This is a genomic window from Pacificoceanicola algae (assembly GCF_049341065.1).
GTDB lineage: Bacteria > Pseudomonadota > Alphaproteobacteria > Rhodobacterales > Rhodobacteraceae > Pacificoceanicola.
This window is the reverse complement of the sequence record NZ_JBMPIX010000005.1, coordinates 45,972-67,504: the sequence shown is the minus strand read 5'-3', so window position 1 is coordinate 67,504 and position 21,533 is coordinate 45,972. Positions and strand designations below refer to the sequence as shown.

The 21,533-nt window shown below is 60.9% G+C and carries 22 protein-coding genes; 11 read left to right on the top strand and 11 right to left on the bottom strand.

The genetic code is table 11. From position 1 onward, the window contains the following. The 7 genes from ACOYQJ_RS09415 to hemN are packed head-to-tail and all read left to right on the top strand — an operon-like array spanning position 1 to position 6,515. A complete protein-coding gene (locus ACOYQJ_RS09415) occupies positions 1-1,344 on the top strand; it encodes a cbb3-type cytochrome c oxidase subunit I (protein WP_422905770.1) in 1,344 nt (447 codons plus the stop codon). Positions 1,345-1,346: 2 nt separating this feature from the next. After that, complete coding sequence (locus ACOYQJ_RS09410; RefSeq protein WP_422905769.1) at positions 1,347-2,141, top strand: CbbQ/NirQ/NorQ/GpvN family protein; 795 nt, start codon at positions 1,347-1,349, stop codon at positions 2,139-2,141. A 4-nt stretch (positions 2,142-2,145) separates the two neighbouring features. After that, on the top strand, positions 2,146-4,026 hold the full coding sequence (locus tag ACOYQJ_RS09405; protein WP_422905768.1) for a nitric oxide reductase activation protein NorD: 1,881 nt from the start codon (positions 2,146-2,148) through the stop codon (positions 4,024-4,026). A gap of 1 nt (position 4,027) precedes the next feature. Further along, a complete protein-coding gene (locus tag ACOYQJ_RS09400) occupies positions 4,028-4,201 on the top strand; it encodes a hypothetical protein (RefSeq protein ID WP_422905767.1) in 174 nt (57 codons plus the stop codon). Continuing rightward, entirely contained in the window at positions 4,198-4,416 is a 219-nt protein-coding gene (locus tag ACOYQJ_RS09395; protein ID WP_422905766.1) for an NnrT protein, read from the top strand. Before ACOYQJ_RS09400 ends, ACOYQJ_RS09395 begins: the two co-directional genes overlap by 4 nt. After that, complete coding sequence (locus ACOYQJ_RS09390) at positions 4,413-5,108, top strand: NnrU family protein (RefSeq protein ID WP_422905765.1); 696 nt, start codon at positions 4,413-4,415, stop codon at positions 5,106-5,108. The genes ACOYQJ_RS09395 and ACOYQJ_RS09390 overlap by 4 nt, the downstream gene beginning before the upstream one ends. A 51-nt stretch (positions 5,109-5,159) precedes the next feature. Next, positions 5,160-6,515, top strand: coding sequence for an oxygen-independent coproporphyrinogen III oxidase (hemN, locus tag ACOYQJ_RS09385; RefSeq protein ID WP_422905764.1), 1,356 nt, complete (start codon positions 5,160-5,162; stop codon positions 6,513-6,515). 87 nt (positions 6,516-6,602) lie between these two features. Here hemN and ACOYQJ_RS09380 read toward each other — a convergent pair whose 3' ends face one another. From ACOYQJ_RS09380 to ACOYQJ_RS09335, 10 genes are all read right to left on the bottom strand, one after another. Further along, the gene (locus ACOYQJ_RS09380; RefSeq protein ID WP_422905763.1) at positions 6,603-7,400 is read right to left on the bottom strand and encodes a formylglycine-generating enzyme family protein; all 798 of its coding nucleotides are present in this window, start codon (positions 7,398-7,400) and stop codon (positions 6,603-6,605) included. Positions 7,401-7,475: 75 nt separating this feature from the next. Further along, on the bottom strand, positions 7,476-8,624 hold the full coding sequence (gene nirK / locus ACOYQJ_RS09375; protein WP_422905762.1) for a copper-containing nitrite reductase: 1,149 nt from the start codon (positions 8,622-8,624) through the stop codon (positions 7,476-7,478). 217 nt (positions 8,625-8,841) lie between these two features. Continuing rightward, positions 8,842-9,528, bottom strand: coding sequence for a GntR family transcriptional regulator (locus tag ACOYQJ_RS09370; RefSeq protein WP_422905761.1), 687 nt, complete (start codon positions 9,526-9,528; stop codon positions 8,842-8,844). A gap of 91 nt (positions 9,529-9,619) precedes the next feature. After that, a complete protein-coding gene (locus tag ACOYQJ_RS09365) occupies positions 9,620-10,435 on the bottom strand; it encodes an HpcH/HpaI aldolase family protein (RefSeq protein ID WP_422905760.1) in 816 nt (271 codons plus the stop codon). Beyond that, positions 10,432-11,847: an FAD-binding oxidoreductase gene (locus ACOYQJ_RS09360; RefSeq protein WP_422905759.1), complete on the bottom strand. Its 1,416-nt coding sequence runs from the start codon at positions 11,845-11,847 to the stop codon at positions 10,432-10,434. The genes ACOYQJ_RS09365 and ACOYQJ_RS09360 overlap by 4 nt, the downstream gene beginning before the upstream one ends. Before the next feature lie 78 nt (positions 11,848-11,925). Beyond that, positions 11,926-12,927, bottom strand: coding sequence for a DctP family TRAP transporter solute-binding subunit (locus ACOYQJ_RS09355; RefSeq protein WP_422905758.1), 1,002 nt, complete (start codon positions 12,925-12,927; stop codon positions 11,926-11,928). Between the two features lie 38 nt (positions 12,928-12,965). Next, entirely contained in the window at positions 12,966-14,243 is a 1,278-nt protein-coding gene (locus ACOYQJ_RS09350; protein WP_422905757.1) for a TRAP transporter large permease, read from the bottom strand. Beyond that, complete coding sequence (locus tag ACOYQJ_RS09345; RefSeq protein WP_422905756.1) at positions 14,240-14,740, bottom strand: TRAP transporter small permease; 501 nt, start codon at positions 14,738-14,740, stop codon at positions 14,240-14,242. The genes ACOYQJ_RS09350 and ACOYQJ_RS09345 overlap by 4 nt, the downstream gene beginning before the upstream one ends. Continuing rightward, the gene (locus ACOYQJ_RS09340) at positions 14,737-15,444 is read right to left on the bottom strand and encodes an SDR family NAD(P)-dependent oxidoreductase (RefSeq protein ID WP_422905755.1); all 708 of its coding nucleotides are present in this window, start codon (positions 15,442-15,444) and stop codon (positions 14,737-14,739) included. The genes ACOYQJ_RS09345 and ACOYQJ_RS09340 overlap by 4 nt, the downstream gene beginning before the upstream one ends. Beyond that, the gene (locus tag ACOYQJ_RS09335; protein WP_422905754.1) at positions 15,441-16,298 is read right to left on the bottom strand and encodes an isocitrate lyase/PEP mutase family protein; all 858 of its coding nucleotides are present in this window, start codon (positions 16,296-16,298) and stop codon (positions 15,441-15,443) included. The genes ACOYQJ_RS09340 and ACOYQJ_RS09335 overlap by 4 nt, the downstream gene beginning before the upstream one ends. 429 nt (positions 16,299-16,727) lie before the next feature. On the opposite strand from ACOYQJ_RS09335, the gene ACOYQJ_RS09330 reads away from it, so the two are divergent. The 4 genes from ACOYQJ_RS09330 (at position 16,728) to ACOYQJ_RS09315 (ending at position 20,004) form a co-directional block, all read left to right on the top strand. Beyond that, positions 16,728-16,961, top strand: a complete 234-nt coding sequence (locus ACOYQJ_RS09330) for a hypothetical protein (protein ID WP_422905753.1) — start codon at positions 16,728-16,730, stop codon at positions 16,959-16,961. Between the two features lie 134 nt (positions 16,962-17,095). Further along, on the top strand, positions 17,096-18,076 hold the full coding sequence (locus tag ACOYQJ_RS09325) for a sialic acid TRAP transporter substrate-binding protein SiaP (RefSeq protein WP_422905752.1): 981 nt from the start codon (positions 17,096-17,098) through the stop codon (positions 18,074-18,076). Between the two features lie 65 nt (positions 18,077-18,141). Further along, positions 18,142-18,711 carry a TRAP transporter small permease gene (locus ACOYQJ_RS09320; protein WP_422905751.1) on the top strand — a complete coding sequence of 190 codons (570 nt, stop codon included), beginning with the start codon at positions 18,142-18,144 and terminating at the stop codon, positions 18,709-18,711. A gap of 36 nt (positions 18,712-18,747) precedes the next feature. Then, positions 18,748-20,004 (top strand): TRAP transporter large permease, encoded by a 1,257-nt coding sequence (locus tag ACOYQJ_RS09315; RefSeq protein ID WP_422905981.1) that lies wholly within the window; start codon positions 18,748-18,750, stop codon positions 20,002-20,004. A 596-nt stretch (positions 20,005-20,600) separates the two neighbouring features. Here ACOYQJ_RS09315 and kce read toward each other — a convergent pair. Continuing rightward, entirely contained in the window at positions 20,601-21,530 is a 930-nt protein-coding gene (kce, locus tag ACOYQJ_RS09310) for a 3,5-dioxohexanoate:acetyl-CoA acetone transferase (RefSeq protein ID WP_422905750.1), read from the bottom strand. Positions 21,531-21,533: the final 3 nt, after the last annotated feature.

The following is a 21,533-nucleotide window of genomic DNA, read 5'->3' as shown; positions in this document are numbered from 1 at the left end:
ATGAAATATCAATCTCAAAAGGTGGCCTACGCCTATTTCCTTGTGGCCATGGCGCTGTTCGGCATTCAGGTGCTGGGCGGCCTTCTCGCGGGCTGGGTCTATGTTTCACCCAACACCCTGTCCGAGATCCTGCCCTTCAACATCATCCGCATGATCCACACCAACGCGCTGATTGTCTGGCTTCTGCTGGGCTTTTTCGGTGCCGCCTACTACCTGATCCCCGAAGAGAGTGAGCGCGAGATCTTCTCGGTCAAGCTGGCCTATCTTCAGCTGATCATTCTGGTGGTCGGCACGCTTGGCGCTGTCGGCAGCTATCTTGTCGGCATCCACGGCGGGCGCGAATTTCTTGAGCAACCGCTTTGGGTCAAGTTCGGCATCCTTGTGGCGGCAGTGATCTTTCTGGTGAACGTGACGCTGACCGTCCTTGCGGGGCGCAAGACGGCGATCACCAATATTCTGCTTATGGGCCTGTGGCTGCTTTGCCTGCTCTGGATCTTTGCCTTTATCAATCCCGACAACCTGTCGCTGGACAAGATGTACTGGTGGTTCGTCGTGCACCTTTGGGTCGAAGCGACATGGGAACTGGTCATGGCCGCGATCCTTGGCTTCCTGATGCTGAAGCTGACCGGGGTTGACCGCGAAGTGATCGAGAAATGGCTTTACGTCATCGTCGCCACGGCGCTGTTCTCGGGCATCCTCGGCACGGGGCACCACTTTTACTGGATCGGCACGCCCGGATATTGGCAGTGGATCGGCTCGATCTTTTCGACCTTCGAGGTGGTGCCGTTCTTCGCGATGATGTCCTTTGCCTTCATCATGGTCTGGAAGGGCCGCAAAAACCATCCGAACAAGGCCGCGCTGCTCTGGTCGCTGGGGTCTTCGACGGTTGCCTTCTTCGGTGCGGGCGTCTGGGGGTTCCTGCATACGCTGCACGGCGTGAACTACTATTCTCACGGCACGCAGATCACCGCGGCGCATGGCCACCTGTCGTTCTATGGCGCCTATGTCGCCCTGAACCTTGCCATGTTCACCTATGCAATGCCGCAACTGCGCGAACGTGCACCCTATAATCAGGTGCTCAACATGGTGTCTTTCTGGCTGATGACTGGCGGGATGGCCTTCATGACCTTCACGCTGACCTTCGCCGGAACGATCCAGACCCACATGCAACGGATTGTGGGGGACTACTACATGGACGTGCAGGACCAGCTTGGCATCTTCTACATCATGCGCTTCGGCTCGGGTGTGGCGGTGGTGCTGGGGGCGCTGCTCTTCATCTACTCGATGCTCGTGGTGCGCCGCGAGATCGTCAAACCCGGCCCCGTGGCCGTACCGGGAGAGTGACCATGAAAGATATGGCCCCCTCAACCTTGCCGTTCTACCAACCCGTCGCCGACGAATGCACGGTGTTCGAGACGGCCCATGCCAACGGTTTGCCCCTTCTTCTGAAGGGGCCGACCGGCTGCGGCAAGACCCGGTTCGTGGAACATATGGCGGCCCGGTTGGGCCTGCCGCTTCACACCGTGGCCTGCCATGATGACCTGAGCGCCGCCGACCTGATCGGGCGCTACCTTCTGAAAGGGGGGGAAACCGTCTGGGTCGATGGCCCCCTGACACGCGCCGTGCGCGAGGGCGGGATCTGCTATCTCGACGAAGTGGTCGAGGCACGTAAGGATGTGACGGTTGTTTTGCACCCGCTGACCGATGACAGGCGCAGGCTGGTCATCGACCGAACAGGCGAAGAATTGCAGGCGCCGGGGCCCTTCATGCTCGTCGCCAGCTATAACCCCGGCTACCAGAACATCCTTAAAAAGCTGAAACCCTCAACCCGGCAAAGGTTCGTCTCGATCGGGTTCGACTTTCCCGAACCGGATGTCGAAACCGAGGTTGTGACACGCGAAAGCGGGTTGGACGCATCCCGCGCTGGGGCACTTGTCCGTCTGGCCGGTCACATTCGCAAATTGTCCGGGATGGATCTGGAAGAGGGGGTTTCGACCCGTCTTTTGATCTATGCCGCCACGATGATCGCCGGGGGAATGCCCATCGACCGGGCGATCGAGGCAGCGATCATCGAACCGCTGTCTGATGAGGCCGACGTGCAGCAGGCGCTGCGCGATCTTGCCGCCAGCGTATACGGGTAGGGCCATGATCCATGTTCTCGATTTGATGGAGCCAGAGGAAACCGTTGGCAACCTCTGGCATGATCTGGCCACCCGCAGGGCCGGGGCCGTAGACAGCGCTGACCGGGCGGTGACCTTCGAGGTGATGCGTCCCAGTATCGCCGCGCTGTTTCGGGCCTTGGGCGGCGGCGCCGGGGTCGAGATCGTGCCCTCCCCGCTGGCAGCCTCCGAGCACAGACCTGGCGTGTTCCGCCGGATCGGATCGCCACGCGAAATGGCGCATGTCGCCGACTTTAACGGGGAGCGGCTTCGCCTGCCGCCGGCGATGCAAGACTTCTCGACGCGTGACTTGAACCGCGCGGCCTATCTTTGGCTGGCGGCCATCGCGGCCTTTACCGAAATGCCGGAATGGCACAGCGATCCCTACCGATCAGACCTGGCCCAGATCACGGCAAACGCGCGGGCGATGGACCGCACGTTTGAGGCCTGTCCCGGCCTGCGCGACGCATATAGCGCCATGTGCAAGGAACATTGCGCACAGCGTAACCGCACGACGCTGCCCCGCTTTGAAGCCTCGATCGAGCGGCTGATCCTTGACCAGATTGGATGTCAGCGCGGCGGCGATGACGTGCTGGACCGCCCCGCGCCACGGGGCTATCGCTCTTTCGCGCCAGTTCCCTTCTGGTTGCGCTTTTTGCCGTCCATCACGGGGAAATCCGCCGCTGCAGAACAGGACGAGGCGCAGCCAGCGCCCAGCTTTGCCACGGCAAGCCGCAAAGAGGGCAAGCGGGAAGACCGGGATCAGGCCAACCGGCGCGATAGCTTTATCATTCACCGGTTTGAATCGATCATGTCCTGGGCAGAAAGCCTGAACATCAACCGGATGGTCGACGACGACGATCAGGACAACGCAGCGAAGGCAGCCGAGGATCAGGACCATTTGACCCTGTCTCAGCACGCGAAGCGTGCCGCCACCCGGCTGCGTCTTTCGCTGGACCTGTCGCCACAGGATGCCGAGCATGAACGGCTGGCGGGCAAGTTCACCTATCCTGAATGGAACCGCCGGACCGGCGAGTATATGCCTGACCACGTGCGTGTGCTGGAAGCCGAGGTCAAACCGCGCGCCGAATATACCCCCGATCCGCGTCTTGTCGCGCGGGTCAAACGCCAGTTCGCGCCATTGCACCCCCGCCGCGTCACCCTGCCCCGCCAGATCGACGGCGATGATCTGGATCTCGATTCCGTCGTGACTTCGCACACCGACATCGCCTGTGGTCACGAAGGCAGCGACCGGGTCTGGCAAGCCAGCCGTCCCATGGCGCGTGACCTCTCGGTGGCGATCCTGATGGATTGCTCGCGCTCGACCGAGGCCGCAATTGGCGACACCTCCGTGATCGAGGTTGCGCGCGAGGCGCTGTCTGCCCTTGCAGCGGGCCTCGACACCGCCGGGGATCGCTTGGCGATTTGGGGGTTTTCCTCGTTGCGCCGCGACCGGGTTTTCCTGCACCGTGCCAAACGTTTTGAAGAGCCGATGTCTTTGGACGTGACGTCGCGCATCGGCGGGTTGAAACCCGGCCATTACACCCGGCTGGGCGCCGCGATCCGACATGTTTCGGCGCAACTGGCCGAGGAGAGCGCCGAACGCCGCCTGCTGTTGGTGCTGACCGATGGCAAACCCAACGATCTTGACCACTACGAAGGGCAGCACGGGATCGAAGACAGCCGGATGGCCGTGCGCGAAGCGCGAGCGCTGGGACAGGCGGTGCACGGGGTAATCGTCGACGCCGATGGGCAAGACTGGTTCGCACGCATCTTCTCGCGCATCGGCTTTACCCTGTTGCCCCATCCCGAACGCCTGCCCAAGGCCCTTCCCGAAATCTATCAGACCCTGACCATGGAGCATTGAGATGAAACGCATCTTTTTATTGGCTGCCACGCTACCCGTCCCCGCCTTTGCCGCCGGGTTCGAGCGCCCGATCCCACAACCACAAACGGCCACCGCCGAGCTTTCGTTCCTGCTCGCCTCGCTGGCGCTGATCGGCGCATTGGCGGCGGTACAGATGCTTGTAAACCGGCGATGAAACCCTCGCTGAAGTTGCTCGCCGCGCTTTACCCGTTCGGCGCGGGGGCTATGGGCGTGAACCTGTTCTTTGCCTCGCTGATTGGCTCGTGGCTTGGCTGGCGGGTTCTGACCCCGTGGGAAGCTGCCGCCGGAGGCCTTGTGATCGGCCTGCCGGCGACCTACGCCTTTGCCTGCCATATCGTACGACTCATGAAACAGGCCGAGGACCCGTGACAGACTGGATGGAATACGTTCTGGCGCTGACCTGCTTTGTGGCCAGCCATTTTGTTCCGCGCCTTGGTGGGTTGCGCGAAAGGCTGATCGCTGCCATCGGGCGGCACGCCTATTTCAGTGTCTACGGTCTGTTTTCCCTTGCGCTTCTGGTCTGGGTCATCGTGGCCGCCGGTCGTGCACCCTATGTCATGCTCTGGCCGCAACTGCCCTGGACAAGATGGGTGCCGAACCTTGCCATGCCGATCGCCGTAATCCTTGCCACCTGCGGCGCTGGGATATCACAGCCCTTCACGCTGGGTGGCCACCGAAAGGCCGCGTTCGACGCGGACACCCCCGGATTTGCGGCCATCTCCCGCCATCCGCTGTTTCTTGCACTGGCGCTTTGGGCGGGTGCGCATCTGATCCCGAACGGCGATCTGGCGCATGTCGTTCTGTTCGGCAGTTTCCTTGCAATGCCGCTGGCCGCGATCCCGATATTCGATGCCAAAGCCCGCCGCGATCTGGCACCGGGCACCCGTCAGGCCTTTTTTGCCGCGACATCCATCCTTTCGGTCGCGCCGCTGGCCGATCATCGCTGGCTGCGCGCGAATGGGCGTTCGACGGCAATGAAAGCGGGCATTGCTTTGGTCCTTTGGGTCGGGCTTTTGCACCTGCATACCGCCGTGATCGGCGTCTCGCCTTTTCCTGTGTGAAGTTTGATCCGGCGCAAAGTGGCGCACTGTGAAAAACCACATAAAGGGTGCATGAAACACATCGACCGCCTGAGAACCCTCGGCCTGTTTGACGCCCGGGTGCCCCGCTACACATCTTATCCCACGGCCCCGGTCTTTGCGCCACTGGGCGACGCATCCATGCAGAGCGCGGCTCTTGCGGCGCTGGACCCGGGCATTCCCGTCTCGGTCTATCTGCACATCCCGTTTTGCGAACGACTTTGCTGGTTCTGCGCGTGCCGGACGCAAGGTACAAAGACACTTTCTCCCGTCGAAAGCTATATCGGCACGATAGAACAAGAGCTTGCCCTGCTCAGCGCGACCTTGCCGAAGGGCCTGCAAATGGGCCGGATGCACTGGGGCGGCGGAACACCGACGATCTTGCCGCCGCATTTGATCCAGCGCCTTGCGAGGGCGGTGAAAGCCGTGATCCCGCCGTCCGATGACTGGGAATTCTCTGTCGAAATCGACCCAACGATGGTGGACAGATCGAAGATTGCCGCGCTTGCCGCCGAGGGGATGAACCGCGCCAGCATTGGTATTCAGGACTTCGACCCCAAGGTCCAGGAAGCGATTGGCCGTATTCAACCTTATGATATCACCAAGGCCTGCGTGGATGATTTGCGTGCTGCGGGCATCCGATCGCTCAACGCCGATCTGGTGTATGGTTTGCCGCATCAAGATGCCGCGCGGCTGAGTGATACGGTCTCCAAGGTGCTTGAGCTGGCACCCGACCGGATTGCGCTGTTCGGCTATGCCCATGTGCCATGGGTCTCAAAGCGACAGAGACTGATCGACGAAGCCGCCCTGCCGCGCGAAGTGGCGCGGTTCGAACTGGCGGAACTTGCCGCCCGGCGGTTCAGCAAATCCGGGTTTACGCGGATCGGGATTGACCACTTTGCACGGCAAGGGGACCAGTTGGCTGAGGCCGCTGCAAAAGGGCGATTGCGGCGCAATTTTCAAGGTTACACCGACGATGAATGTGCGACGCTGATCGGGATCGGCGCCTCGTCGATTTCGCAACTTCCCAGCGGGTATGTCCAGAACGCAGCCGCCACGGCCGCCTATATTCAGCGCATCGAGGCCGGGCAACTGGCCGGGGCGCGGGGGCATTTCATGACCGACGATGACCGAATGCGTGCCCGCGCAATCGAGATGATCATGTGTGATTTCCGGCTCGACCTGAGCGAGTTGAGAGCCCGCTTCGGCCCTGCCAGCCACGACCTTGAATACAACCTCGCCCTTGTCAACGACCGGTTCGGTGACCTTGTTTCTGTCAACGAGTCGGGGCTGGAAATTCGACCCGAGGGACGCGCGCTCACCAGAATGATCGCCAGTGTTTTTGATGCCTATACACCCGATGGCGCCCGCTACAGTCAGGCATCTTAGGGCGATGCCGCGCGAGGTTTCCTCGGGAAACCTCGCGAACCCTTTGTCCGAAGGATCAGGCGCAGAGCCCGAGGGGCGACAAGACCTTTAACGGCTGCCACGCACCAACCGAAATCCCAGGTGGTCGGGGGGAAGCCCAACAGCGCATCCGCCGACGCTGGCATCGCGGACGAAATTGATTACGGCGGCCCGGTGTCGGCCACCGGCAATCCGCACGCCGCAATAAGCCTCGGTTGTCAGAATGCGTCCGTTGGGATCAAGCATGCCATTTTCCACGCACCCATCCGTCCACTCCCAGATGTTCCCAGAGATGTCGGCGATGCCCAGTGAATTTTCTCCGTACCCGCCTTGCGGACGCAGCGTCGGGCTGGCGCTGCCACGCAGAAGGATGCCATTTTCGTAATTCGCCAACATACGTTGGCCGGGATCCAATGCATCGGGATCGGCCGAGGCATCACCGTATCGTTCCGCCGCTGCCAGCTGCCATTCCGTTTCGGTTGGCAGACGCCAAACTTCACCTGTCCTGTCGGAATACCAAGCCGCAAAAGCCGTGGCATCCTGCCAGTTCACCTGGGTCTGCGGCAGAGCTCCGCCGTTCGCGGATACTTGCTGGCACCCACCATCCTGAACACAGATCGCATATTGTTCGCGGTTGACCTGATATTTCATCATGCCGAATTCGGGCACCAAGAGCGATACGGGCTGCGGTGTCCGTGCCTTGCCGTCCTGCGAAAAGTTCCCAAGCGGGTGCCATTCGATCTTGCCTGCGGGAACCATGACCACTTCGGGCGGCGCAAAGGGCGGCGGTGTCGGCGTCCCGGGCATCAACCACCAAGCCCCGGCGACCAAGGCAGCAAGCAGAGGAAAGATCACGGGCCGATTCATTGTCTGTTCCTTTTCTGGCGCAAAAGGGCGACCGGTACTCCGGCCGCCCTTTCTGAGTTGCGGCACAGGGCCAGCTTATGGCAGCGCTGTCTTGCCTTCGTAGGCGGCGTTGTATTCGGTTGGCGCCTGAACCTGCTCCATCAGGTCGTTGTTCCAGTCCCCATCGACCACCACGTGCGCCGTTGCCCCGAGGTTCACCGCCTCGATCAGGTTGTGGTTCACATAGGCGTAGACGCCCGGTTGTAGGAATTTGTAGAGCATCGCCCCAGCCGAGCCGCCCGCAATGAACCAGGTTTCCTGATCCCGCTGTGGCGTATTGTTGAACTTGCCGCGTTCCCAGACCAGATCACCGTGTCCGCCAATCAGGTGCGGACGTGTGTCACGGTTGGCCTGACTGTGCACAAACAGCACGTTTTCACCTTGCGACGCGTGCAGAGCATTGTCGCCGGTCAGGCTGCCAACCTTACCGTTGAAGACGACGTGGCTGGGAATGAGGCCGTTCATGACCTTGAGCGTGTCGGGATAGCTTTCGGCCACATCTTCGAAACGTTTGTACTCGCCGTTTTCGTCTTTCGGGATGTAGAAGTCGTTCTCGCCGATATAGAAGATGCGGTCATAGCTGACTGCGTTGCCCTCGGGGTCTTTCAAGCCGTCTCGCGGCAGCACCATGATACAGCCGGACATGCCACTGACCACGTGCCACGGGATCATCGGGCCACCGGGGGCGCAGTGATAGACAAAGGTGCCCGGACGTGTGGCCTTGAACCGTAGCGTCGTCTTTTCGCCGGGGTTCACCAAGGTCAGAGAGCCGCCGCCAAGTGCACCTGTCGCAGCGTGGAAGTCGATGTTGTGCTGCATGAGGTTTTCGGGTGAATTGAACAGCGTCAGTTCGACATAGTCGCCTTCGTGCACCACCATCATCGGACCGGGGATCGAGCCGTTGAAGGTCATCGCCTGAAGATAGGCGCCTTCATCAACCTCGACCTCTTTTTCAACGATCTGCATCTCGAACTGAACGACCCGCGGCTCGGCCGGGGCGGTCTGTTCATGCGCATGAACCATCGGCGGACGGACCAGTTTGTGCTTGATGCGTTTCAGGCTCGACAGATCGACCGGGGGAGCAATGGACGTGTCCATGATCTCTTCGGCTTTGGCGGCCTTTGCCAGAATGGGCAGGGATGCAACGCCTGCAGCGCCCATCAGTGCGGCTCTTCGGGTCAGCATGTTGTCTTCTCCTCATCGGTTGGAATGCTGTTTGAGGGAAGATTACAGGCCGGTTCGGCCGGAAACGTTGTGCAAACGCAAGCTTCTGAAAGGGAAATCAATAGGCCCGAACGGTTTCTGCCATTTTGGTTTGAGCAAGGCGGGAAAGTCTTGTCACGGCAGCTTTCAATGCCTGCTGATTTTACCAGGGCGCGGACATCATGCGATATACGCCCTGTCACCCGTCCGCAGTTGTGCGGGACAATTCGTCGATCGCATCGGTTCGGATCGAGGTGATGTGCTTGTCCAGCACGTCGTGGACCTGAGCCCAATCCCCACGCTTCAAACCTTCGACAATGGCGACATGCTGGTCGAAGCTGTCCTCGCGGCGCTGTTTGAACCGGGCATTCAACGCCGTGCGGATCGTTGCAATACGCGCCTCCACAAGGTGAAAGGCGTTCTGCACCAGCCCATTGCCGCAATGATCGAAGAAGAGGTTATGAAATTCGGTGTCGATGCGGACATAGCCGATCTCGTCCCCCGCCAACATCCGGTCGCGCATCCTGTGCACAGTATCATCCAGCGCGGCCAAGAAGTCGTCGCGGTCGGACTCCATGGCGAGCCGCAGGGCCTCGCGTTCCAGCATAAGGCGATAGTCGCAGATCTCCGCGACTTCCTCCGCGGTTGGATTGAAGACGAAACTGCCGCGTTTTGGCTTGATCGTGACAAGCCCGATGAACTGCAACGCGTTCAGCGCATCGCGCACGGGTGAGCGGCTGACACCGAAAGCCGTGGCAAGCTTGTCCTCCGAGATGTTCTCGCCAAATGCAAACTGTCCGTCGATGATCGCTTCGCGCAGGCGCTCAACGACAATCTTCGTCAGGGTCTTTGGCTGTTCGATCTGCATCCCGGGTTTTGCGGGCATCAGGTGAGCATTCCCTTTTTTGGCGGACGGTTGGGCGGTTCTACCACGGAGCATGACCCCAGTGAAGCAGTTCCGCCCATGACGCCACGTGTCAGTAGCCGGCTTGGGGTTGCGCCGGGACGCTCCGGTTGCCCAGTTGCGCGTCGCGCGTCTGCGCCGATGTGCGGGCCGCCTCAATGAGGAAGGACACATCGTTCACCCCCGCGACTAGATTGAACCCTTTGTCACGCAAGATCGCCCAGTCGCGTCCGCCGCCCGGCACCGTGGCCAGAAGCTTGCCGGCGCGCTTGACCTTCGCCTCGACCTCGGCAAAGACGGCCTGCGGAGTGGCGTGGTCCATGTCCTCGATGTGGCCCAGCGTTGCGGCCAGATCGTTTGGCCCGAGAAAGATGCCGTCGATCCCCTCGATATCCGCGATCTCGGACAGTGCGGCGACGCTTTCAGGTGTTTCACACTGAACAAACAGCAGCACATCTTCGTTTGCCGTCTGAACGGCATAGTCAGGGCGGGTGCCGTAGTCCGAGCCGCGCACGATCGGCGCAGCGTACCCGCGCCCGGTGCCACCGGTACCACGCACCGGGTAGTGACAGGACGCCGCGATCCGCATCGCCTGTTCCACCGTATCCACCATCGGCACGATGATCGACCGAAAACCGCGGTCCATCGCCTTTTTCAGCGTGGTGTCGGCGCCATCGGGCACGCGTAAGATAACCTCGCCGCCCGCCGCTTCGACTGCGCGGGCCACGGCGACCCATGTTTCAAGGTCACCGATGCCGTGTTCGCCGTCGATCAGCACGGTGGGCCAGCCGTGCCGCACGAGGATTTCCGCGATGTCCGGATGGCCGAACTCGGCCCAGGCAGCGGTGACGAATTCGCCAGACAGCAGGCGGGATTTCAAGGTGTTCATGCGCGGTCTCCGAAAGGGGTATCTATGACTTTGCCCGGATTGAGCAGCCCGGCCGGATCAAGCGCGGCCTTGATAAGGGCCATAAGCGCCAACTCCTCGGCAGAGCGGGTATAGGGAAGGTAAGGTTTCTTCAGCAGGCCAATGCCGTGTTCGGCGGAAATGGTGCCACCGAAGTCGCGCACCGTATCGTAAACGATGCCGCTGATCCGGCTCATCGGCTGGTCGGTCGCCGCACGGTCCAGCGCGACGATATGCAGGTTGCCGTCGCCGATATGGCCATAATAGACGCTGAGCGCCTCCGGCATCGCCGCTGTAAGCCTCGCCCGGCAGGCGTCAGCAAAGGCGTTCATGGAGGTCACGGGCAGGCCGATGTCAAAAGCACAGTGCGGCCCGAGACAGGTCATGAACTCGGCGCAGGCATCGCGCACGTCCCAAAAATCCTGCACGTCTGACAGGCTCTGGCTGATGGCGGCGTCCTCGACGATACCGGCCTCGTAGATCTTTTCGATCCAGTTCATAAAACGCGGCCCGTCGATCTCTTCGTCCAGTCCTTGCGTTTCCAGCAGGACGTAGAAGGCGTGCTTTCCCTCCAGAGGAGAGCGCGTGCCGACCGTTTCCGTAACCACCTGCCAGTAATCGGGCCACATGACCTCGAAAGCGGATAGCATCGGGCCCAGCCCGCGCCGTGCCTCGGCCAGCAGCTTGACCACATCGTCATAGGAGCCAAGCCCGCAGAGCGCGGCATTCACGCAGCCGGGTTTGGGGTGCATTCGCAGAACCGCGCGGGTGACGATGCCCAGCGTGCCTTCGGAGCCGATGAACAGCTGTTTCAGATCGTAGCCCGCGTTGTTCTTCAGCATTTTGTTCAGGCCACTAACCAGCGTGCCATCGGGTAGCACGTATTCCAGGCCAAGGATCATCTCGCGCGTCATACCGTAGCGAATGACCCGGTTGCCACCCGCGTTGGTGCCGATATTGCCACCAATCAGGCAAGAGCCGCGCGCGCCAAGGTCAAGCGGGATAAAGAACCCGGCCTCGTCAGCGGCTTTCTGGATCACCTCCAGCGGCGTTCCCGCGCGCACCGTCATGGTGGTGCAGGCCGGGTCGATTTCTTCGATCCCTGAAAACCGCTCCAGCGAGATCATCACTGCGCCTTCGATCGGATGCGCACCGCCCGCAAGACCTGTCAGACCACCCTGCGGCACCATCGGAACGCCCGCCTCGGCACAGATCCGCACCGCCTCTGCCACGGCCTCGGGCGTATCCGGGCGCAGCACGGCCAACGGCGTCACATCGGCAAGGAACGAGGTGTCATGCAAGTTGCGCGCTGGGATGTCGTCGCCTGCCATAAATGCCGACCCCGGGAAGGCAGACGCGAGGCGGGCAAGGAATGAGGCGGTGTCGAGGGGCATAGGGGGGTGATCCTTGAAACTGGGTGGACCGGCGCGCGCGGGAGCGGCACGCACCAGTCCGTTCAAGCCCTTGCGGGCTTAGTTGCGAAGCTTGGCCAGCTCTTCCGTGAGTCGGTCAAAGTTCTCCTTGCCGACGGACTCCATCGAGGTTTCGTAGACCGGTGCCACCAGGTCGCGCAGCTTTGCCATCTCATCGGCAGGCATCTCGGAAATCTCCATGCCTTCGGCGGTCAGCTTCGTGGCGGACTCGCCCACCGCGGCACGCGACCGCTCGATCTGCGCATCCCGGGCGCTTTCGGCGCAGGAGCGGATCAGTGCCTGTTCGTCGGTGTTGAGGCTTTCCCAAACAGCCTTGTTCACCAGAACCGGGTTCGGCGAATAGGCGTGACGGGTCAGCGTCAGGTATTTCTGCACCTCGTAGAACTTTGTCGCCTCGATCAGCGGCAGAGGATTTTCCTGCCCGTCCACGGCACCGGTTTCCAGCGCGGTGAACACCTCGCCAAAGGCCATTGGCACCGGGTTCGCGCCGAGCCGACGGAAGGTGTCGAGGAAGATTGGATTCTGCATAACGCGGAAGTTCAGCCCTTTGAAGTCGGACACGGCCATGATCGGGTGCTTGGAGTTGGTGGCGTTGCGGAAACCGTTTTCCCACATCGACAGCATCACCAGGTCATGCTGCGGCATCTTCTCGGCGACATAGTCGAAGAACGCGCCGGTCATGATCGCGTCGACTTCGGCGTCGTTCTCGAACATGAACGGCAGGGTGAACACGCCAAGCGCCGGTTCAATGCCCGCGATGGCGGCGGACCCGGTCACAACCATCTCGATAGAGCCCGAGCGGGTGGCCTGCGTTGCATCGGCGTCATCGCCCAGCTGGCCCGAGTAGAAGCCGCGCAGCTTCATCTTGCCGTCCGAGCCATCTTCCATACAGGTCGACATGGCTTCGATGCCGGTGGCAATCGGGTGATCCTTGGCCGCGCCGCTCGAAATCTTGAACGTGTGTTTGCCGTACTCGGCTGCGAACGCCGGGGTGGTCAATGCAGTGGCAAGTGCCATAGCCACGAGGGTCTTCAGTTTCATGGTCAGTCTCCTCCTTGGTTTTTCAGTCGATAGTCCACTCAGCGCAGCCAGTTCAGCGGCGTGAGAACGAGTTGCGGGAAGATCACCAGCAGGGCGAGCACGATGATCTGCGCGATGAGAAACGGGGCCGCTCCCTTGGCAACTTTGTGCAGCGGCACGCCCGACACCCCGGCCGAGACGCTGAGCACGATGCCCACGGGGGGCGTGACAAGGCCGATGGCGCAATTGATGACAAACAGCACGCCGAAGTAGATCGGGTCGATCCCCGCCTCCTCGACCACCGGCAGCAGCACCGGCGCGAGGATCAGGATCGTCGGGCCCATGTCCAGCATTGTGCCGATCATCAGCACCAGCGCCATGATGACAATCAGAAGCAGGGTCGGGCTGTCGACAAGCGGGCCGACGAGATCCAACACGATGCCTGATAGGTCCGCCAGCGTGATGAACCAAGCCGTGGCCAGAGCGGTCGCCGCCAGCATCATCACCACCGCCGAGGTCAGCGCCGCGTCGCGGAAGACGTGGAACAGCTGGCTCACCTTCAGTTCGCGATGCACCAACATGCCGACGAAGATGGCATAGACGGCGGCGATCACGGCCGCCTCGGTCGGTGTCACCACGCCGAAACGGATGCCGCCAAGGATGATGACCGGCATGCCCAGAGACCAGAGCGCTTTGCGCGTCTCACGCAGGCGCACGTCCCAGCCCTGACGCGGCTGGGGCTCGACATTGTCGCGCCGTGCCACGATCAGCCATGCGATGATGGCGCCGAGGCCCATCATGACGCCGGGCACGATACCTGCGAGGAAGAGTTGGGTGATCGACAGGTTCGTCGCCACCGCAAAGATGATATAGGCAATCGAAGGCGGGATGATCGGGGCGATGACGCCGCCCGACGCCATCAGGCCCACCGAGCGCGCCTCGTCATGGCCGGATTCCTTCATCATCGGCAGCATGATCGCGATCAGCGCCGCCGAGTCCGCCGCGGCCGATCCGGACAGCGAGGCAAGGATGATCGCGGCAAAGATCGCCACGACGCCCAGCCCTCCGCGCACATGCCCGACAAAAGCCATGGCAAAGCCGATGATCCGTTTGGACATGCCGCCGGCGTTCATCAACTCTCCGGCCAGAAGGAAGAAGGGGATCGCCAGCAAGGAAAAGTTGTTGGCGCCCACCACCATGCGCTGAGAGATCACTTGCGCGTCGAACAGGTCCATCTGAAGGCCCATGACGGCGGCACAGATCAGCAAGGCAAAGGCGACCGGAACGCCGATGGCAAGAGTCACGGCGAGGGTGACGATGAACAGGACAAGGGTCATTCCGCAACGCTCCGTCCCGAGGTAGGCATGCCCTTCAGGCGGCCCGTCGCATACCCGAGCATCCGCAGTCCCGCCATCAGCCCGATCAACGAAGACATCGGGATCAGTACGCCGAAGACCCAGATCATCGACATACGCGTGACCGGCGCAATGTTCGTCGCGTTGACGTGGAATTGCGCCAAAGTGCCCCATAAGACCATGATGCAGACCGCCAGTACCAGCCCGTTGGCCAGCGTCAGAAGCACGCGCCGCACCGGCTCGCTCACCGTCGTCACCACGAGATCAAAGCCCATATGCATGTTGTGCCGCATGGCGACGATCGCCCCGAGGAAGATCAGCCAGACAAAGAAGAACCGCGACAGTTCCTCGCTGATGTCGATGCCCGAGCCGAAGCCGTAGCGCAGCACCACATTGGCAAAAACCATGATGGTCATGCCTGCCAGCAGGAAGACCAGAACCACCTCCAGCGCCTTGAAGAAATAGTCGATCAGTTTCACCGTCGCCCTCCCGAGATCCGGATGATTTCGCCCGTGGTGTAAGCAGCGTCGAACAGCAGCCATGCCGCCGCCTGCGCCACCTCGTCGCCGCTGCCCATGCGCCCCATCGGAATGCCTTCAATGGCTTTGTCTCGCGCTCCCGGCGCGGTCAGGATGCTGTCCTGAATGGGTGTGTCGATAATCCCCGGAGCCAGCGCGTTGACCCGCATGTCCGGCGCAAAATCCCGCGCCATGGCCTGCGTCAGCGTTATGATCGCACCCTTCGACGCCCCGTAGGCGGCGAAGCCGGGCCCGCCACCATTCTCTCCGGCGATGGACGACATGTTGACAATGCTGGCCGTCGGATGTGCCACACGCGCTTTTGCAAAGGCTTGTGTGACCAGCATCAGCCCGACGACATTGACATCAAAGATGCCTTGGAGGTGTTCCGCATCGAGTCCGGTCCAGTCCATCCGCTGCCCGAGGATACCGGCGTTGTTCACCAGATGTGTCGCACCGCCCAGATGCGCGGCAGCCACCGCTTCGGCGTCCGAGACGTCGATGATGGCAGTGCTGACCGCCTCGCCCATCTCCTCGCGCGCCGCTTCCAGTGCCGGGCGCGAGATGTCCCACAGGATAACCCGCGCACCCCGCGCCACGACGGCCCGCGCGGTGGCAAGCCCGATGCCCGAGCCTGCGCCGGTGATAAGTACAACCGCCGTCATTCGCCGTGCCTGTGCGCAAAGGCCTGATGACCGGCAAGGTCCACAACCTCGCAGAACTCGGCATAGGTGAGGGCGGATTCCGAGGCCGGGCGGCCCTCGGCCTTCAGCGTGGCCAGCGCATCTTGCGTCGCGCGTGCCGCAGCGAAGAGAGCAGTCACCGCGTACATCACGACGGAAAAGCCCATCTCTCGCACGTCGGACACCGCCAGAAGCGCCGCATCGGTGCCATCGACAAGGCTGAGAACCTTGGGTCCTTCGACACGCTGCGCGATGGCCTCGACCTCGGCGCGGGTCTTTACCCCGTCGACGAACACAAGATCGACGCCCGTATCCCGATAGCGCGCCGCCCGCGACACCGCCTCATCCATGCCCATGGCCGGAAGGGCGTCGGTACGTCCGATGATGACCAGATCGCCCTGCCCGCGCGCCTCCAGCGCCGCGCTGAGCCGCGCCGCGCCCTCCTCGGGTGAGACCAGCCGCAGGCCGGCCAACTGACCGCAGCGCTTGGGCAAAATCTGATCTTCGAGGTGCAGCGCCGCAACGCCGCCCTGCATGTATTCCCGCACGGCCCGCGCCACGTTCAATGCGCCGCCATATCCGGTGTCGGCATCGGCGATCACCGGAATATCCACCGCCCGCACCATAGCACGGGCGTGATCCGCCATTTCCGTCTGTGTCAGCAAACCAAGGTCGGGCTGGCCCAGCCGAGAGGCCGTGGCGCCGAGTCCGGTCATGTAGACCGCATCAAAGCCCTGCGCCTGCACGATGCGGGCGGTCAACGGATCCGGGGCTCCCGGCGCGACGGTAAAGAGCCCACGGCCAAGCCGGTCGCGCAATGCATTCTTGTTGGTCACGTCTCATCCTCCCTGATCGGTGGCGCATTGATGCGTTGTCCGATCATCCTTCCGTAACGTGTAACATGTTACATGTGAGATTTGTCAAGTGGCCAGTTGCGCTGGAACGTTTCGATTTTTGCGGCAGCATTTGATCCGACCCCAGCGCCTGGCCGGCCGGGCTTTCGGTCGGTTTCGCGGAACCCTCTAAACGTCTGGGCGGAAAAACCGGACCGGACGGGCCTCATCGACAAGTCAGGCTGACTGTTATAGCGCCACGGCAATGATCGCGACATAATCCCGCTGGGCTTCACGACCATGGCGTGCCGCGATCGCGCCATAAGCACTTGGCCCATAGCCGAAGGCAAAACAGCTTGCCGGAACGTGTTATGATCTTGAGGAAAGAAGCATTCATCCATCCCAGAGCCGCGCCATAAAGAGGACGGACAAATGATCATGCGCATATTTCAGGTCGTGACGCGAGCCGGGAAGGAAGAAGAGTTCGGCCGCTTCTTCCATGAAACTGCGATCGCGTTGATGAAGGGAACGAAGGGTATCACGCGAGTGCCTCTCGGTGCACCTCGCGCGGACTCGCCACGCGAGTTCAGCTTTGTGATCGTGTGGGAAAGCCTGGATGCACACATCGCTCCTTTGCGACGGGCCACGGCGGCTTTCGAAATATGATTGCCTCGGCAAACCTTTAAAAAAAATGGCAATTGCACCTCTGGCGGCTTGCCTCACGCGGCGTAAGCCATAGGGTAAACAATTGAACGTGGCAGCCCCGCTGGCAAAGCCACGTCACCCAAGGGAGGAATGACATGAAAACCAAGATGACGCTTTTCGCCACCGCCGCTGCCGTTGCTACGCTGGGGCTTTTGCCTGCCATGGCATCGGCCGAAACCAAGCTGAAATGGGCACACGTCTATGAATCGAGCGAGCCCTACCACACATGCGCTGTGGCCGCGAACGACCTGCTGATGGATGCCACCGAGGGCCGATATGGAATCGAGGTGTTTCCCGCCTCCTCCCTCGGCAAAGAGGTCGACATCAACGAAGGTCTGGGTTTCGGTACGGTCGATATCATTTACACCGGGCAGTTGTTTGCAGGGCGGTCATACGGCCCCATCGCCATTGGCGGCGCGCCGTTCATGTTCCGCGATTGGGATCACTGGGACAAATTCCGCAATTCAGACCTGTTTAACGAACTGTCCCAAGGCTACACCGATGCTACAGGCAATCATATCACCGCCATGACATATTATGGCGCGCGCCATGTCACATCGAACAAGCCGATCCTGACGCCTGCCGATATGGAAGGTTTGAAAATTCGTGTGCCCAATGCCCCACTCTACATGATGTTCCCCTTGGCAACCGGCGCCAACCCGGCACCCATCGCCTTTGCCGAGGTGTATTTGGCCCTGCAACAGGGCACCGTGGATGCGCAGGAGAACCCGCTGCCTACGATTCAGGCCAAAAAGTTCTATGAAGTGCAAAGCAACATCAACCTGACCGGGCATATCACCGATGCCCTGCTCACCATCGTCGGCGGCCCCGCCTGGGACAGCATGGACGCCGCCGATCAGGCTGCGCTGACCCAAGTAACCAAAGACACTGCCGTCTGCGCAACCGATGCCATCATCAAGGCCGAAGGCGAATTGTCAGATTGGTTCCGCGAACAAGGTGTGCAGGTCAACGAAGTAGACCGCGGCCCGTTTATTGAGGCTGTAAAAGTTATGCACAACGGCGACATGGCCACTTGGGATCAGGCTACATACGATCGGCTACAAGCGATCGAATAGACCGGTCCTCGTTGCAGGCGGGCACCTGTGCCCGCCTGCCCTCCCCTTGCCCAGAAGGAAACGCCATGAGCAGACATGACTCGTCTGACGAACAAGTGACAGCACCGATAACCTTGGAAGAAGAAAAGATCGACCTTTCCGATCTGCGCTGGGATGACTCTGTGGTTCTGATCCTGTTCTGGGTTCTCGCCTTTATCGTTTTTCTTCAGTTCTTTACGCGATACATTTTGAACGACTCCATCGCCTGGACTGAAGAAATTGCGCGCTTTTTGCTGATTGGTGTCACCTTTGTCGGGTCCATCATGGCCACCCGAAAACAAAGCCATATCGCGGTTGAATTCATTTATCGATGGATCCCACGCACCGGGCGACGGCTGGCGCAAACCTTGATTGATGTACTGACCACCGGGTTTTTCGTGATGCTGTCCGTATTCAGCGCGCAGATCGCCGGGCGTACTCGGCAGATGATGGTGTCTCTCGATATTCCGAAATCGACGATCTATTGGATCGTCACGGCCGCCTTTGTGTGCATGGCGCTTTACTCGGCATGGAATACGTGGCGCCATTTTCGCAGCGGCACCAGCAAACTGATCGACCCGGAATTGCACGCGGACCAGATCCGCGCAATCGACTAGGAGCATCCCCAAGTGGATATTATTTGGCTTTTCGTAATGCTGGCGGTCATGTTGGTTTTTGGCATGCCCGTGGCCATCGCCTTGGCCGGATCTTCGGCGATTTTCATCATTTCCAATGGCTCGCCCCCACCCATGGTCGTGGCCCACCGTATGATCAACGGGGTCGACAGCTTTCCTTTGCTGGCTGTTCCGTTTTTCATCTTGGCGGGAAATTTGATGAATACTGCCGGGATCACAGAACGCATATTCAACTTTGCCCTGGCGCTCGTCGGCTGGATGCGAGGAGGCCTGGGACATGTGAATGTGGGGGCTTCCGTGATCTTTGCTGGCATGTCTGGCGCGGCAGTCGCCGACGCCGGGGGCCTGGGCGCGATTGAGATCAAGGCGATGCGAGATGCCAAATACGATGCAAAATTTGCCGTCGGCATCACTGCTGCATCCTCTACGATCGGGCCTATCATTCCACCCTCTCTGCCCATGGTGATCTATGGCGTCGTAGCAGGGGCCAGCATTGGGCAATTGTTTGTCGCCGGATTTATTCCCGGTCTGATGATGGCGGCATCGCTGATGATAATGATCGCCATCATGGCGCGTCGCAAAGGGTTCGGGCGCGATCAGACCTTTTACTGGTCTGCATTGTGGTCAACATTTCAGCGCGCATTTCTGTCGCTGCTGACCCCCGTAATCATCGTGGGGGGCATTCTGTCGGGCGCATTCACCCCGACCGAGGCGGCGGTGGCCGCTTGTGCCTGGGCGCTGTTTCTGGGGCTGGTGGTTTACAGGACCCTAACCCTGCCCCGGTTCCTGCGCGTCAGCTTCGACACGATAGAAACAACGGCGGTTGTTCTTTTGGTTGTTGGCTCGGCGGCGATTTTCGCTTGGATCCTCACATCCAACCGCGTGCCAGAGCAATTCGCCATCGGGTTGTTGGCGATCTCCGACCGTCCTTGGGTGCTTCTTTTGCTGATCAACTTAATTCTGCTCGCGGTTGGCTGTTTCATGGAAACGGTGGCAGCGATTACCATCATGGTGCCCGTGCTGTTGCCTATTGCTGTGACCCTGGGGATCGATCCGGTGCATTTTGGTGTGATCATGGTGCTTAACCTGATGTTGGGGCTTTTGACGCCGCCCGTGGGCATGGTGCTCTATGTGCTTTCTAGGGTCGCGAAAATTCCGTTCGAACAATGCGTTGCCGGCACAGCCCCCTTCCTGATCCCACTGGTGATTGTGCTGTTGCTGGTGACGTTCGTTCCGGCCATCACGATGTGGTTGCCAACCCTGATTTACCGCTAGGAAAGAGACGATCAAATCTGTTCAGGTCCGTCACTTGGCCGAATTCTGCCACACGATTCCGGCTGGCGTCAGCTCCTTTGCCTTGATCTTCAAAGGGCCGGTTGCCAAATCTGGCGACCCCCGGTTGCCATCACCGGCAAATAGCGCAGCGATAGCCGATAAAAACTGACACCGGACGCCGACCATCGTGCCCACAAAGGTCTCAACAAGGCCCGGTGCCCCGTGGGGCCACGGCCGACAGAGTCGGCGGGCCGGTTGGTTCTGCCAAACCACCCCACCACTGGTCCTCCAAATTTTCGAGATGCACCTCGATCTGTGGAGGAGTGTCGGCCATCCGCAATACCGCGCAGGAACCGAAATTCGTAGTCACGATACGCCCATCGCGCTGATCGAGACCACCAAAGACGGCGTGGCTCAATCCCCAGATTGCCGAGCTTTCAGCCTGCGCACTGCGCACAGAATGACGACAGCTGGAATTCTGTGGTGTTCGAAAACCGGGACCGACGGCATCACACGACCCCGTTGTCAGAGACAAATCGCTGGACCAGAAGATAGATTCAACAGTCGCGCCTAAACTGGTTGTGCATGATCGTGGATCAGAACCCCACCTTGTCGGCGCCTTTCAGCACAAGTATTTCGCGCGCCTCGTCCGGGGTGGCCACCTCCAACCCCAGCCCCTCGATGATCTGGCGGACCTTGGTGACCTGTTCGGCGTTGCTTTTGGCGAGCTGCCCGGGGCCAAGCCAGAGTGAATCCTCGAGGCCGACGCGTACATTGCCGCCCATCGCGGCGGCCATCGCGGCAATCGGAAGCTGGTTCTTGCCCGCCCCCAGCACCGACCAGCGATATTGGTCACCAAACAGCCGGTCCGCCGTGCGCTTCATGTGCAGGACATCCTCGGGATGCGCGCCGATCCCGCCCATCAGGCCAAAGACCGTCTGGATGAACAGCGGCGCCTTGACCAGACCTTCGTCGAGGAAGTGCTTGAGGTTGTACAGATGCGCCGTGTCGTAGCATTCGAATTCAAACCGGGTGCCAAGCGGGCCAAGCGTGGTCAGAATGTATTCGATCTGACCAAAGCTGTTGTTGAAGATGATGTTCTTGTTGCCGACGTAGTCGCGCTCCCACTGGTGTTTCAGATCGGGAAAGCGTTTCAGCATCGGGAACAGGCCAAAGTTCATCGACCCCATGTTCAGCGAGGCGACCTCGGGGCGGTGGGTTTCGGCGGGGCGGACGCGCTCCTCTACGGTCATGGTGGGCGCACCACCGGTGGTGATGTTGACCACGCAGTTCGAGGCTTGCTTGATGACGCCAAGGAAAGGCGCAAAAGCCTCGGGGGATTGGTCGGGGCGGCCGTCTTGCGGGTCGCGGGCGTGCAGATGGACAACCGCTGCCCCGGCCTTGGCCGCCCCGATGGCCGCATCGGCGATCTCGGAGGCGCTGACAGGCAGGTATTGCGACATCGACGGCGTGTGAATGGCGCCGGTGACGGCACAGGTGATGATGACCTTGCGGGGTTTGGCCATGGT